The organism is Bacillus sp. S3 (genome assembly GCF_005154805.1).
In the GTDB taxonomy this organism is placed as follows: Bacteria; Bacillota; Bacilli; order Bacillales; family Cytobacillaceae; genus Neobacillus.
Genome location: NZ_CP039727.1, coordinates 109,257 through 122,579, shown reverse-complemented (window position 1 = coordinate 122,579; position 13,323 = coordinate 109,257). Strand labels below are relative to the sequence as shown.

Annotated in this window: 15 protein-coding genes and 1 other annotated feature; all 15 genes read right to left on the bottom strand. The window is 41.8% G+C overall.

Going from position 1 to position 13,323, the window contains the following annotated elements; translation table 11 throughout:
• Window positions 1-53: 53 nt before the first annotated feature.
• Window positions 54-3,614 (bottom strand): DNA-directed RNA polymerase subunit beta, encoded by a 3,561-nt coding sequence (rpoB, locus tag FAY30_RS00595; RefSeq protein WP_149868102.1) that lies wholly within the window; start codon window positions 3,612-3,614, stop codon window positions 54-56.
• Window positions 3,615-3,869: 255 nt separating this feature from the next.
• Complete coding sequence (locus FAY30_RS00590; RefSeq protein WP_149868101.1) at window positions 3,870-4,469, bottom strand: class I SAM-dependent methyltransferase; 600 nt, start codon at window positions 4,467-4,469, stop codon at window positions 3,870-3,872.
• A gap of 91 nt (window positions 4,470-4,560) precedes the next feature.
• The gene (rplL, locus tag FAY30_RS00585) at window positions 4,561-4,923 is read right to left on the bottom strand and encodes a 50S ribosomal protein L7/L12 (protein ID WP_149868100.1); all 363 of its coding nucleotides are present in this window, start codon (window positions 4,921-4,923) and stop codon (window positions 4,561-4,563) included.
• A gap of 57 nt (window positions 4,924-4,980) precedes the next feature.
• Window positions 4,981-5,481: a 50S ribosomal protein L10 gene (rplJ, locus tag FAY30_RS00580; protein WP_149868099.1), complete on the bottom strand. Its 501-nt coding sequence runs from the start codon at window positions 5,479-5,481 to the stop codon at window positions 4,981-4,983.
• 33 nt (window positions 5,482-5,514) lie between these two features.
• Window positions 5,515-5,658 (bottom strand) — a sequence feature (ribosomal protein L10 leader region).
• A 54-nt stretch (window positions 5,659-5,712) separates the two neighbouring features.
• Window positions 5,713-6,411, bottom strand: a complete 699-nt coding sequence (rplA, locus tag FAY30_RS00575) for a 50S ribosomal protein L1 (RefSeq protein ID WP_149868098.1) — start codon at window positions 6,409-6,411, stop codon at window positions 5,713-5,715.
• Between the two features lie 110 nt (window positions 6,412-6,521).
• Window positions 6,522-6,947, bottom strand: a complete 426-nt coding sequence (gene rplK / locus FAY30_RS00570; protein WP_149868097.1) for a 50S ribosomal protein L11 — start codon at window positions 6,945-6,947, stop codon at window positions 6,522-6,524.
• A gap of 222 nt (window positions 6,948-7,169) precedes the next feature.
• A complete protein-coding gene (nusG, locus tag FAY30_RS00565; RefSeq protein WP_149868096.1) occupies window positions 7,170-7,703 on the bottom strand; it encodes a transcription termination/antitermination protein NusG in 534 nt (177 codons plus the stop codon).
• A gap of 318 nt (window positions 7,704-8,021) precedes the next feature.
• On the bottom strand, window positions 8,022-8,204 hold the full coding sequence (gene secE, locus FAY30_RS00560) for a preprotein translocase subunit SecE (RefSeq protein ID WP_149868095.1): 183 nt from the start codon (window positions 8,202-8,204) through the stop codon (window positions 8,022-8,024).
• Between the two features lie 49 nt (window positions 8,205-8,253).
• Window positions 8,254-8,400, bottom strand: a complete 147-nt coding sequence (gene rpmG / locus FAY30_RS00555; protein WP_149868094.1) for a 50S ribosomal protein L33 — start codon at window positions 8,398-8,400, stop codon at window positions 8,254-8,256.
• A gap of 117 nt (window positions 8,401-8,517) precedes the next feature.
• Entirely contained in the window at window positions 8,518-9,168 is a 651-nt protein-coding gene (sigH, locus tag FAY30_RS00550) for an RNA polymerase sporulation sigma factor SigH (protein WP_149868093.1), read from the bottom strand.
• 70 nt (window positions 9,169-9,238) lie between these two features.
• Window positions 9,239-9,748 (bottom strand): NYN domain-containing protein, encoded by a 510-nt coding sequence (locus FAY30_RS00545; RefSeq protein ID WP_149868092.1) that lies wholly within the window; start codon window positions 9,746-9,748, stop codon window positions 9,239-9,241.
• Between the two features lie 3 nt (window positions 9,749-9,751).
• Entirely contained in the window at window positions 9,752-10,495 is a 744-nt protein-coding gene (gene rlmB / locus FAY30_RS00540) for a 23S rRNA (guanosine(2251)-2'-O)-methyltransferase RlmB (RefSeq protein WP_149868091.1), read from the bottom strand.
• Window positions 10,492-10,917 (bottom strand): Mini-ribonuclease 3, encoded by a 426-nt coding sequence (locus FAY30_RS00535; protein WP_149868090.1) that lies wholly within the window; start codon window positions 10,915-10,917, stop codon window positions 10,492-10,494. Before FAY30_RS00535 ends, rlmB begins: the two co-directional genes overlap by 4 nt.
• 3 nt (window positions 10,918-10,920) lie before the next feature.
• Window positions 10,921-12,318 (bottom strand): cysteine--tRNA ligase, encoded by a 1,398-nt coding sequence (gene cysS, locus FAY30_RS00530; RefSeq protein WP_149868089.1) that lies wholly within the window; start codon window positions 12,316-12,318, stop codon window positions 10,921-10,923.
• The gene (gene cysE / locus FAY30_RS00525) at window positions 12,299-13,015 is read right to left on the bottom strand and encodes a serine O-acetyltransferase (protein ID WP_149868088.1); all 717 of its coding nucleotides are present in this window, start codon (window positions 13,013-13,015) and stop codon (window positions 12,299-12,301) included. The genes cysS and cysE overlap by 20 nt, the downstream gene beginning before the upstream one ends.
• Window positions 13,016-13,323 lie beyond the last annotated feature (308 nt).

The following is a 13,323-nucleotide window of genomic DNA, read 5'->3' as shown; positions in this document are numbered from 1 at the left end:
AAAAGCTCCAAGCGCACGAACTAACGTGCGCTGAAGCAAAAAAGATGATTTGCTTATTCTTTTGAACCTACTTTTTCTGATTCTAAGTTTTGTGTTTCAGGCACGATGTTTAATGTATCGACTTGCTGTAAGTCGTCTTCATCCTCCATATCGCGCATTTCTATCTCTTCTTCATCGCCGGAAAGGATTTTTACATCCATACCAAGACTTTGAAGTTCTTTAATTAATACTTTGAATGACTCAGGAACGCCTGGTTCAGGGACATTCTCGCCCTTGACAATGGCTTCATATGTTTTCACACGGCCAACCACGTCATCTGATTTAACGGTCAGAATTTCTTGAAGTGTATATGCTGCACCGTACGCTTCAAGTGCCCAAACCTCCATCTCACCAAAGCGCTGTCCGCCGAATTGAGCTTTACCGCCAAGAGGCTGCTGTGTAACAAGTGAGTATGGTCCAGTTGAACGTGCATGGAGCTTATCGTCAACCATGTGTGCAAGTTTAATCATATACATAACACCAACAGAGACACGGTTATCGAATGGCTCGCCGGAGCGTCCATCATAAAGGACAGTTTTCGCATCGCGTGACATGCCAGCCTCTTCAATTGTATCCCACACATCTTCCTCAGTTGCTCCGTCAAATACCGGAGATGCCACGTGAATACCAAGGTAGCGTGCCGCCATTCCAAGATGAAGTTCTAACACCTGACCAATGTTCATCCGTGATGGAACCCCTAAAGGATTCAACATGATGTCAACAGGTGTACCATCGGGTAAATAAGGCATATCCTCTTCAGGTAAAATCCGGGAAATAACCCCTTTATTACCGTGGCGTCCAGCCATTTTATCCCCTTGATGGATCTTACGCTTCTGAACGATATAGACACGGACAAGCTGGTTTACACCCGGTGGAAGTTCATCGCCGTCTTCACGGTTAAAGACCTTCACATCATGTACAATACCACCGCCGCCATGTGGAACTCTTAGTGAAGTATCGCGTACTTCACGTGCTTTTTCACCGAAAATAGCATGTAAAAGACGTTCTTCAGCTGTTAATTCTGTCACACCTTTAGGCGTTACTTTACCAACGAGGAGATCTCCGTCCTTCACCTCAGCACCAGTGCGAATAATACCGCGTTCATCCAAATTACGAAGGGCATCTTCCCCAACGTTTGGAATGTCACGGGTAATTTCTTCTGGTCCAAGTTTTGTATCACGTGATTCTGACTCATATTCTTCAATATGAATAGAGGTATATACATCATCTTTAACTAAACGTTCACTCATGATGATGGCATCTTCATAGTTATAGCCATCCCATGTCATAAAGGCAACTAGAACGTTCCGTCCAAGGGCTAATTCACCAACCTCCATTGAAGGGCCGTCAGCAAGAATTTCGCCTTTTTTCACCCGGTTGCCGACAGCAACGATTGGACGTTGGTTATAGCAGGTACCTTGGTTGGAGCGGATAAATTTCAACAGTCGATATTTTTTAAGATCGCCTTTTACTTCTTGGCCATCTACTTCTTTCGTTTGACGAACCCATACTTCACGAGCTTCAACATGTTCGACAATCCCGTCATGTTTACATATAACGGCGGCACCTGAGTCTTTACCTGAAACATATTCCATACCTGTTCCAACCCTAGGGGCCTCCGGCTGCATGAGCGGCACTGCCTGACGCTGCATGTTCGCACCCATCAAGGCACGGTTTGAGTCATCATTTTCAAGGAACGGGATACATGCTGTTGCCGCAGAAACAACCTGCTTTGGCGATACATCCATGTAATCGATCCGGTCCCGATTTACAACCGTGTTTTCACCGCGGAAACGAGCAACAACTTCATCATCAAGGAATGAACCATCGTCACCAAGACGGGAGTTCGCTTGGGCTACCACGTAATTATCTTCTTCATCTGCTGTTAAGTAATCGATCCGGCTCGTTACTTTCCCGGTGTCAGGGTCAACACGGCGGTACGGTGTTTCAATAAAGCCGAAGCGGTTTACCTTCGCGTACGATGATAATGAGTTAATCAGCCCGATGTTTGGACCTTCCGGTGTTTCAATCGGACACATACGGCCGTAGTGTGAATAGTGAACGTCACGTACTTCCATGCCGGCACGCTCACGTGTCAATCCACCCGGTCCGAGTGCAGATAAACGACGCTTATGAGTTAATTCAGCAAGCGGGTTCGTTTGATCCATGAATTGTGATAATTGAGAGCTTCCAAAGAACTCTTTAATCGACGCAATGACAGGACGAATATTAATCAATTGCTGCGGTGTAATCGTTGCTGTGTCTTGAATGGACATTCTTTCACGAACAACTCGCTCCATCCGCGACAAACCAATCCGGAATTGATTCTGCAACAGCTCTCCGACAGAACGAAGACGTCTGTTACCTAGATGGTCAATATCATCTGTATCGCCTACTCCGTGCAATAAATTGAAGAAGTAGCTAATCGATGCAATAATATCTGCCGATGTAATATTTTTAATTGGTTCAGCCACATAGGCATTGCCCAATACATTAATCACTTTTTCATTTTCATCGCCAGGAGCGTAAATTTTAATGCCTTGAAGGATGACTTCCTCATCCACTACTCCGCCAACAGGATTAAAGCTTTTGAAATTAATATTCTTTTCAAGAGCCGGCAAAATTCTGTCAAGGTTTCTCCTATCAAGGAGTGTACCTTTTTCAGCAATAATTTCGCCTGTTTCTGGATCGGCAAGTGACTCCGCTAAGCGTTGATTGAATAAACGGTTTTTAATATGGAGCTTTTTGTTAATCTTGTAACGGCCAACATTCGCTAAATCATAGCGCTTAGGGTCAAAGAAGCGTGACACCAATAAGCTCTTGGCATTGTCAACGGTCGGCGGTTCACCCGGACGAAGACGCTCATAAATTTCTAAAAGCGCTTTGTCAACACCCTCTGTGTTGTCCTTTTCAAGCGTGTTACGGATATACTCGTTATCCCCGATCAAATCAATGATTTCCTGATCGGAACCGAAGCCTAGTGCACGCAAAAGAACCGTAACGGGCAGTTTCCGAGTACGATCTATTCTCACATATACGACGTCTTTGGCGTCAGTTTCATATTCCAGCCAAGCGCCGCGGTTCGGAATGACAGTCGCTGTGAAGCCCTTTTTGCCGTTTTTATCAAGTTTTCCGCTAAAATAAACACTCGGTGAACGAACTAATTGTGAAACAATAACGCGTTCTGCTCCATTAATGACAAACGTACCCGTTTCCGTCATTAGTGGAAAATCACCCATGAAGACATCTTGATCTTTTACTTCGCCAGTTTCTTTGTTTACAAGACGTACTTTTACACGCAATGGAGCAGAATATGTAACGTCCCGTTCTTTTGATTCTTCAACAGAATACTTTGGATCGCCAAGGCTGTAATCAATAAATTCTAGTGATAGGTTACCAGTAAAGTCTTCGATTGGCGAAATATCCTGGAACATTTCACGCAATCCCTCATCCAGAAACCATTGATATGAAGAGGTTTGGATTTCAATAAGATTTGGTAATTCTAAAACTTCACTGATTCGTGCGTAACTTCTTCGTTGGCGGTGTCGTCCATACTGAACTAGTTGACCTGTCAACTGATTCACCCCTCAAATCAAGCGTTATTTAATAAATCTATTTACGTCTAGTAGAAGACCATATAGGAATCCTAGTAGACAAAAAGAAAAAGGGTTTTTTACTCAAAAACCACATTTTCACATTTCGACTATTATTTTGTCATCATTTCCTTCAAATTCCGTTTTTATACTTAAAAAATAAGTATTTTAAGGAATAAACCGGAAATTATTATGATGGCATTTTATAATGCTACCACAACTGACTTTTTGAGTCAACTATTTTATTGCTTTTATAATAAAATAGCCCTTTGATCTGTCAATCGTTTCTACGTGGGAAAATAATTCGTTTAATTTTTCAATTGCAGATGGTGCTCCTTGCTTCTTTTGAATAACAACCCAAATTTCGCCTCCAGAAACAAGATGCTCGCAGCTTTGTTCGAAAATTTCATGTACAATCTTTTTTCCTGCCCTAATCGGAGGATTGGTTAAAATGGCAGCAAAATTATTTTCCTTTACAGAAAATAACCGGTCGCTTTCATAGATCTCAACATTTTCAATCCGGTTTAGCACCGCATTTTCCTTCGCTAGCTGGATAGCCCGTTCATTAACATCCACCATGTGAACCCTACTGCCGGGATAAGCTTTAGCGATCGATAAACCAATCGGACCATAACCGCAGCCTACATCAAGCACAAGTCCTTCCGCTTCTGGCATAACAAAAGATTCAATTAATAAACGCGAGCCAAAATCAACTTCTCTTTTCGAAAAAACACCGTTGTCCGTTTTAAAGCGGAAATGATGGTTTTTCAACGTAAAATCCCAATAGATCGGATCACTATCAACATTTTGAGTTCGAGAATAGTAGTGTTCAGTCACCTGACTCACCTCCCGGGGAGTTTTAATTGAAGGTTTCCTGAGGATAAGCCAAAAAAAGCCCGCTTATACAGCGAGCTTTTTTATAGCAAAATTACTTAATTTCAACGTTAGCTCCAACTTCATCAAGCTTAGCTTTGATTGCTTCAGCGTCTTCTTTAGAGATACCTTCTTTAAGTGCTTTTGGAGTGTTGTCAACAAGGTCTTTTGCTTCTTTAAGTCCAAGACCAGTGATTTCACGAACAACTTTGATAACCTTGATTTTTTGGTCTCCAGCGCCAGCTAGGATAACATCAAATTCAGTTTGCTCTTCAACAGCAGCAGCACCAGCTCCGCCAACCATTGCTACAGGAGCAGCAGCAGTTACGCCAAATTCTTCTTCGATTGCTTTTACAAGATCGTTAAGTTCTAAAACAGTCATAGATTTAACTGCTTCAATGATTTGTTCTTTAGTCATGATTAAGTTTCCTCCTTAGTTTTCGTTCAAATTTATTAGTTTAACGCTAAGTTTAACTTACGCGCCTTGTTCTTCTTTTTGATCTGCCACAGCTTTTGCAGCAAGAGCAAGATTGCGAATTGGAGCTTGTAGTACGCTGAGTAGCATAGAAAGCAAGCCTTCGCGTGATGGTAGATCTGCAAGAGCTTTAATCTCTTCTGCCGTTGCGACGTTACCTTCGATTACACCTGCTTTAAGTTCAAGTGCCTCATGTTTTTTCGCAAAGTCATTTAAGATTTTAGCTGGTGCTACTACATCTTCCGTACTGAACGCGATTGCGTTCGGACCTGTTAATGCTTCATTTAAGCCAGCAAGCTCAGCTGCTTCAGCCGCACGACGTGTCATTGAGTTTTTGTAAACTTTGAATTCAACGCCTGCTTCACGAAGTTGTTTACGAAGTTCAGTTACTTCAGAAACTGTAAGTCCGCGGTAATCAACAACAACTGTTGATACACTCGCTTTTAACTTACCAGCAATTTCGTCAACGATCTGTTTTTTTACTTCGATTGCACTGCTCATCTTTACACCTCCTGTAGATTATCTACATTTATACCCGGCATGTAAATGCCTCCATATCAATCTAGACATGGAGGCAGCATATACTAGCTGAATCATCAGCCAATTCTATTCGCTACACCTCGGCAGGAAATTAAGCCTAACGGCACCTGCTGTCTACAGTACAAATGTTTATTATTTTAAACAACAAAATAGATTATAGTAAATTTATTTTGTTTTGTCAATTGGAAGATTTTACTTAACTGCAACAGATGAAGGATCTACCTTAACACCAGGGCCCATTGTTGAAGCAACTGTTACGTTCTTCATGTACGTACCTTTAGCAGCAGCAGGTTTTACTTTTACCATTGTTTCAAATACAGTGTTGAAGTTTTCAACAAGCTTTTCGTTTTCGAAAGAAGCTTTGCCGATTGGCACATGAATGTTACCAGACTTATCAACGCGGTATTCAACTTTACCTGCTTTGATTTCATTGATTGCTCTTGTTACATCAAATGTAACAGTACCGGTTTTAGGGTTTGGCATTAAGCCTTTAGGTCCTAATACACGTCCAAGTTTACCAACTTCACCCATCATGTCAGGAGTTGCTACGATGACATCAAAGTCAAACCAACCTTGTTGGATTTTGTTGATGTATTCTGCATCGCCTACATAATCAGCACCAGCCGCTTCCGCTTCCTTCACTTTCTCACCCTTCGCGAATACTAAAACGCGTTGAGTTTTACCAGTTCCGTTTGGAAGTACAACTGCGCCACGGATTTGTTGGTCAGCTTTCTTAGGGTCAACGCCTAAACGGAAAGCTACTTCAAGAGTCGCATCAAATTTTGTGTAGTTTGTTTTCTTTGCAAGGTCAATTGCTTCTGCAATCGGGTAAGCTTTTAAGCGATCTACAAGCTTTGAAGCTTCTAAATACTTTTTACCTTTTTTAGCCATTTTTATTTCCTCCTAGAATGTGGTTTTAACGTTGAATAACTCCCACGAAAAAGGTTGCGAGTGAACAATCAGCTACGCAACCCCATCATTTCAACAATAATTTACATGGATTAGTCTTCGATCGTGATACCCATGCTGCGTGCAGTACCTTCAACCATGCGCATTGCTGCTTCGACGCTAGCTGCGTTAAGGTCAGGCATTTTTTGTTCCGCAATCTCGCGTACTTTATCACGCTTTACTGTTGCTACTTTATTACGGTTAGGTTCACCTGAACCAGACTGAATTCCAGCTGCTACTTTTAAAAGAACTGCAGCAGGAGGAGTTTTCGTAATAAATGTAAATGAACGGTCTTCAAATACCGTGATTTCAACAGGAATGATTAATCCAGCTTGATCTGCTGTACGAGCATTAAATTCCTTACAGAATCCCATGATATTAACACCAGCTTGACCTAATGCAGGACCAACCGGCGGCGCTGGATTAGCTTTACCAGCAGGAATTTGTAATTTAACGACTTTAATTACTTTTTTAGCCACGAGACACACCTCCTTAAAGTCCGTGATGTGGTAAATGGGATCACAAGGAACCCTCCCACTCAGGCATTCGTCTTTATATAAAAATCATAAAGAACTATACAATAGTCTTGTCTCACATTGGAGACATACTGACCTTTGAAATATTACCACTTTTTAAAAATGATTTCAAGTTTTTTTACAATATAAGATTATTTTTCTTTAAAAATTGCCTGAAATGTGCACTTACAATTTTTCAATTTGTGTAAATTCTAGTTCTACTGGGGTATCGCGGCCGAACATATTGACTAGAACCTTTAGCTTTGCTTTGTCCTTGTCCATTTCTTCCACTGAACCAGTAAAGTTCGCAAATGGACCCTCTTTTACACGGACCGTTTCACCAATTTCATAATCTACATCGACCCGTTTCTCTTCCACACCCATGCGCTTCAGTAACCCTATTACTTCTTCCGGCAACAACGGTGTCGGTTTTGAACCCGAACCGGCAGAGCCGACGAATCCAGTAACACCAGGGGTATTCCGTACGACATACCAGGAATCATCTGTCATCACAAGCTCGACCAATACATACCCAGGGAAGACCTTCCGCTTCACAACTTTTTTCTTGCCATTTTTGATTTCTGTTTCTTCTTCTTCAGGGACAACGACACGGAAAATTTTATCCGACATGCCCATTGATTCCACCCGTTTTTCTAAATTCGCTTTTACTTTATTTTCATAACCTGAGTAAGTATGGACAACATACCAATTCTTTTCCATTTCAGAGGACTAAATGTCCTTCCCTCCCTATACTAACCTTATTATTTGATTTACAAAGTATAAAATTTTGACTTTGAGAAATGTCCAGCTCCAGCGCCCTAGCGGCTAGTGTCCTTCGCTCTCCGCCCTACGATAAGTCAACAACGAATCGCCTTCGGCTCTTCGTGTTTCCTTTATCTCGGTTGGAGTGCTCCAGGCCATACGCCGCTGAACAGGGCGCTTGCGCTTTTCTTTTAGACAAATTAAAAAACCCGTCAAAACGGGCTTTTAGTTAAAAATTCCTTTATTGATTACCATTATACCATGAATGATGACGGATTATTCAAGAATTAGACGAATCAATTTTGAAATCCCCAAATCCAGAACGGCAAAGAACACTCCAAAAAAAACAACGGTTGATAAAACTGTAATCGTTGAACGAGTCAGTTCGGCACGCTTTGGCCAGCTTACCTTTCTCATTTCACGGACAATATCACTGAAGAACTTCTTAATACGCTGCATATTTCGAACCCCCAACTATCTTTATCAGCAATGCTAGTATCTATAATTATTATTTTGTTTCCCTGTGGATGGTATGGGTTGCGCAAGTTTTACAAAACTTCTTTAATTCTAAACGTTCGGTTTGCTCCTGCTTGCCGGCAGTCGAATAATTCCGTGAGCCGCACTCAGCACAGGCAAGGATAACTTTTTTGTTCATATTCGACACCTTTAGTCATTTTTCTATAATTTCTTTAAAAATGTAACACGACCCCTAATTATTGTCAATATCCACTGAGAGCGGATTCATATGAATGACATAAATCCTTTTTCGCTATTACAGTGAAAATTCACGAATTTCTAAGTAACGTTCTAGCTTTCTTTTCACACGCTGGAGAGCATTATCAATCGATTTAACATGACGATTCAGTTCCTCAGAAATTTCCTGATAGGATTGGCCATCTAAATAAAGCGCCAATACTTTCCTTTCCAAGTCACTTAATAATTCCGTCATTTTCACTTCAATGTGGTCAAATTCTTCCTGATTAATGATTAACTCTTCGGGATCCAATACCTTCGCTCCAGACAAGACATCCATTAAGGTTCGGTCTGATTCTTCATCATAAATAGGCTTGTCCAAAGATACATAAGAATTTAGCGGAATATGCTTTTGCCGTGTTGCAGTCTTAATTGCCGTGATAATTTGGCGGGTTATGCATAGCTCGGCAAATGCTTTAAACGAGGTAAGCTTGTCCTCTCGGAAATCACGAATCGCCTTATAAAGGCCAATCATCCCCTCCTGGACGATATCCTCTTTATCTGCTCCAATTAAAAAATAGGATCTTGCTTTTGCACGCACAAAATTACGATACTTATGGATTAAATAATCCAATGCTTCACTATCACCTTGGTGTACCAAATCGACAATTCCTTCGTCTTCCATCACGAAAAAATGCTCGTTGATCTTAGTTCCGAATTCCGTACTCAAAGTAGATCCCCTCCACCCGAACGTGCATAGATATTACTAGTATACATTAGAAATTTTTTGAAGTCGAGGTTCATTTCTGTCCTCTGCGCCATTTTTCGAAAATTTCTGCCATTTCATCACTAATCGGAATTTTGGAAACTGGTTTCTTTTCCTGAATCTTTTTTACTTTCTTTTCAATGCCTTTTTCGATTGATGACATTTCCAGCAGCAGTTCCCGAGCGGACTTACGTAAAGCGCCTTGTCCAAAAATCGCCCATTGCTCTGTGAAATCCGAGGTAGCTACATGAACTTGTGTTTTCCGATTACTTAGACTAATGGCCATTTTTTCAATCCGCTCATCTGCTGTTTCATTTTCCTTTGTAAAAATGACTTCTACTTTATGATTCTTATATTTTTTCTCTGTCCCTTGCACATAATAGGCATCAAATACAACAATGACTCGGTAGCCGGAAAACGCTTGATATTCCGCCATTCTTTCAACCAAGCGATCCCTTGCGGCGGGTAAATCCCGCTCCTTTAATGCCCTTAGCTCCGGCCAGGCTCCGATAATGTTATATCCGTCGACAAGCAGGATATCCATATGCTACCTCGCAAGCGGGTGCCGTTTACGATAAACCTCATACATAAGCAGGGATGCCGCGACCGATGCATTTAACGAGGTCACTTTTCCGACCATCGGCAACTGAATCAGAAAATCGCATTTATCACGAATTAACCGTCCCATTCCTTTTCCCTCGCTGCCGATTACTAAACCAAGCGGAAGCGTACCATCCAGCTGGCGATAATCTTCCTTTCCTTTCGCATCGGTACCGGCAATCCAAACACCCCGTTCTTTTAATTCATCAATTGTCCGCGCCATATTGGTCACTCGGACAACCGGGATATATTCAATTGCGCCCGTTGAAGCTTTGGCAACGGTAGCCGTTAACCCCACTGCCCTTCGCTTTGGAATAATAATGCCATGCGCCCCGGCTGCATCAGCCGTTCTCATAATCGAGCCAAGATTATGTGGATCCTCAATTTCATCCAACAGTAAAAAGAATGGGGATTCGTTCTTTTTCTCTGCTGCAGCAAATAAATCATCCATTTCTGCATATTGATAGGCAGCGACATAGGCCAGCACCCCTTGATGATTTTGATCGGTGATTTGATCGATTTTCTTCTTCGGGACAAATTGGACAATCACTTGTGCTTCCTTGGCCAATTGGGTAATCTGCTGCATTTGACCTCGCTGTGACCCCTCCGCTATAAGGATTTTATTAATATCCCTTTCCGATTTAAGTGCCTCGATCACAGGATTCTTTCCAACGATATATTCCTGGTTCATAATCCCGTTCCTCCTTTCAGATCATCAACATATAGAAATGCCTTCTCCACGAGCTCTTCCAGTCGTTCCTTTTTACCTTCCAAAAATAAATACCCCATTAACGCCTCAAACGCTGTGCTGTAACGATAGGTCTGCACATCCGTATTTTTCGGAACCGTGCCTGACTTTGCATTTCTGCCGCGCATGACCACCGCTGCTTCTTCGTCAGTTAAAATGTGAATATCCATTAAGTGAAAAAGAATTTGACATTGTGCCTTTGCCGAAACGTACTTGGTCGCTAAACGATGCAATTGATGCGGTCTTACCTTGCCGTTATAGAGAAGATGCCGTCTTACATACGACTCAAAAACTGCATCTCCCATATAGGCCAGGGCGAGGCTATTCAATTGTTTCGCATTGATGTTGTTTTCATAATCAAGCATGAATTAGCCTCTTTTCCACCTTGTACCTTGTGCGGTATCTTCTAAAATAATATTCATTTCTTTTAGCTGATCTCTGATTTGATCAGATAATTGGAAATTGCGGTCCTTCCGCGCCTGGTTTCGCTTTTCAATCAGCGCGTCAATTTCCTCGTCAAGCATTTCCTCCGTTCCAAGTGAAAGTCCGAGCACTTGGAATAGTTCCTCAAATTGATTGACAAAGGCATCAATGACTTCTACTGCCGTATTTTTCTCTAACAGGTAATAATTGGCCAGCTTAGAAAGTTCAAACAAAACGGATATTGCTAAAGCGGTATTAAAATCATCATCCATTGCTTCAATAAACTGGTCTTTTAAGGCGGCTATTTTATCCAGCCACTCCTGGTTATGGTCAGTTAAGTCAGTACTTGCTTCTTTCCGGTGTTTTAAATTTTGATAAGAAGTGGTCAGACGTTCTAGAGCAGCTTTTGTGCTCTCCAATAATTCTTCGCTGTAATTAATCGGATTCCGGTAATGAACAGACAGCATAAAGAATCGTAACACTTGTGGATCATGGTGTTTAATAATGTCATGAACCAAAACAAAGTTACCTAATGACTTTGACATTTTTTCATTATCAATATTGATATAGCCATTATGCATCCAGTAACGTGAGAACTGCTTACCTGATAAAGCTTCCGATTGGGCGATCTCGTTTTCATGGTGCGGGAAGGTTAAATCCTGTCCCCCCGCATGGATATCGATCGTTTCACCGAGATACTTTTTTGCCATCGCCGAGCATTCAATATGCCAGCCCGGCCGTCCCGGCCCCCATGGGCTCTCCCAGAAAATTTCCCCTTCCTTGACAGCTTTCCATAAGGCAAAGTCCAAATCATCCTGTTTCTTATCACCGACTTCAATCCTTGCTCCGACCTGCAGATCATCGATGGATTGGTGAGAAAGTTTGCCGTATTCATCAAATCGGCGAGTGCGGAAGTATACATCTCCTTCTGATTCATATGCATAGCCCTTTTCGACTAATTGGCTGATGAAATCAATAATGATATCCATGTTTTCCATAACGCGAGGATGGATATCTGCTTTTTTGCAGCCTAATGCGGTGACATCTTCAAAATAAGCATGAATGAAGCGGTCAGCAATTGCTGGAACATCTTCTCCCAACTGATTGGCTGCCCGAATTAACTTGTCATCTACATCGGTAAAGTTGGATACAAATTTGACATCATAGCCGCGGTATTCAAAATAACGTCTGACCGTATCAAATACAATTGCCGGACGGGCATTGCCAATATGGATATAATTATAGACGGTTGGACCGCAGACATACATTTTCACTTTTCCTTCTTCAAGTGGTATGAATGCTTCCTTTTTTCTTGTTAATGTATTATAAAGTTGAATGGCCATTGACTTTAATCCTTTCTTCTTTTAATTCATCCAATTCTTGCTTCAACATATTTAATTCTGTCTGCATTTCTTTTAAACGGTCAGCAACCGGATCCGGCAGGTTGCAGTGGTCTAAGTCTTTATCTTTATTAATTCGTTTTCCGTCCTGAATAACCACCCTGCCAGGAATCCCTACAACTGTTGAATTAGGGGGAACCTCTATTAAGACTACAGAGCCTCCGCCAATTTTGGAATTTTCCCCAATGGTAATCGAACCCAGCACCTTTGCACCCGTGGCAATAAGGACATTATCTCTAATGGTAGGATGCCGTTTCCCCTTTTCTTTACCCGTTCCGCCAAGCGTTACTCCTTGATATATAGTTACATTATCCCCAATTTCACATGTTTCTCCTATGACGACTCCCATTCCATGGTCAATAAAAAATCTCCTGCCTATTTTTGCCCCAGGATGGATTTCAATCCCCGTAAAAAATCGGCTTACTTGTGAGATAACACGTGCAATGAAAAATAATTTTCGGTTAAAGAATGCGTGTGCGAACCGGTGTGCCCATATGGCATGTAAGCCTGAATACGTTAAGATGACTTCCATGTAGCTTCTTGCAGCTGGATCTTGTTCAAAAACAACCTCAACGTCCTCCTTCAACTTTTTGAACATCGCTATTCCCCCTGTTTTAATATCAGATTTTATTAAAGGCATCAGTTGTTTTTTTTTATACCTTAACTGCCCTTATGATTGTCTAAGCCCGAATACATCTTTTTTCCGGATTTTTTCGGTGAAACGGGCTCCAATAGCCTTGATTGGACACCCTTTTACCAATTTTTCTGGCGGAACGGGCTCCAATAGCCTGGATTGGACACCCTTTTACCAATTTTTCCGACGGAACGGGCTCCAATAGCCTGGATTGGACACCCTTTTACCAATTTTTCTGGCGGAACGGGCTCCAATAGCCTTGATTGGACACCCTTTTACCAATTTTTCCGACGGAACGGGCTCCAATAGCCTGG

Excerpts from the sequence above, each read along its gene's own strand:
- rplL (WP_149868100.1), bottom strand. The coding sequence starts at position 4,923 with ATGACTAAAGAACAAATCATTGAAGCAGTTAAATCTATGACTGTTTTA.
- rplJ (WP_149868099.1), bottom strand. The coding sequence starts at position 5,481 with ATGAGCAGTGCAATCGAAGTAAAAAAACAGATCGTTGACGAAATTGCT.
- rplA (WP_149868098.1), bottom strand. The coding sequence starts at position 6,411 with ATGGCTAAAAAAGGTAAAAAGTATTTAGAAGCTTCAAAGCTTGTAGAT.
- nusG (WP_149868096.1), bottom strand. The coding sequence starts at position 7,703 with ATGGAAAAGAATTGGTATGTTGTCCATACTTACTCAGGTTATGAAAAT.
- secE (WP_149868095.1), bottom strand. The coding sequence starts at position 8,204 with ATGCAGCGTATTAAGAAGTTCTTCAGTGATATTGTCCGTGAAATGAGA.
- rpmG (WP_149868094.1), bottom strand. The coding sequence starts at position 8,400 with ATGAACAAAAAAGTTATCCTTGCCTGTGCTGAGTGCGGCTCACGGAAT.
- FAY30_RS00545 (WP_149868092.1), bottom strand. The coding sequence starts at position 9,748 with ATGGATATCCTGCTTGTCGACGGATATAACATTATCGGAGCCTGGCCG.
- rlmB (WP_149868091.1), bottom strand. The coding sequence starts at position 10,495 with ATGAACCAGGAATATATCGTTGGAAAGAATCCTGTGATCGAGGCACTT.
- FAY30_RS00535 (WP_149868090.1), bottom strand. The coding sequence starts at position 10,917 with ATGCTTGATTATGAAAACAACATCAATGCGAAACAATTGAATAGCCTC.
- cysS (WP_149868089.1), bottom strand. The coding sequence starts at position 12,318 with ATGGCCATTCAACTTTATAATACATTAACAAGAAAAAAGGAAGCATTC.
- cysE (WP_149868088.1), bottom strand. The coding sequence starts at position 13,015 with ATGCCTTTAATAAAATCTGATATTAAAACAGGGGGAATAGCGATGTTC.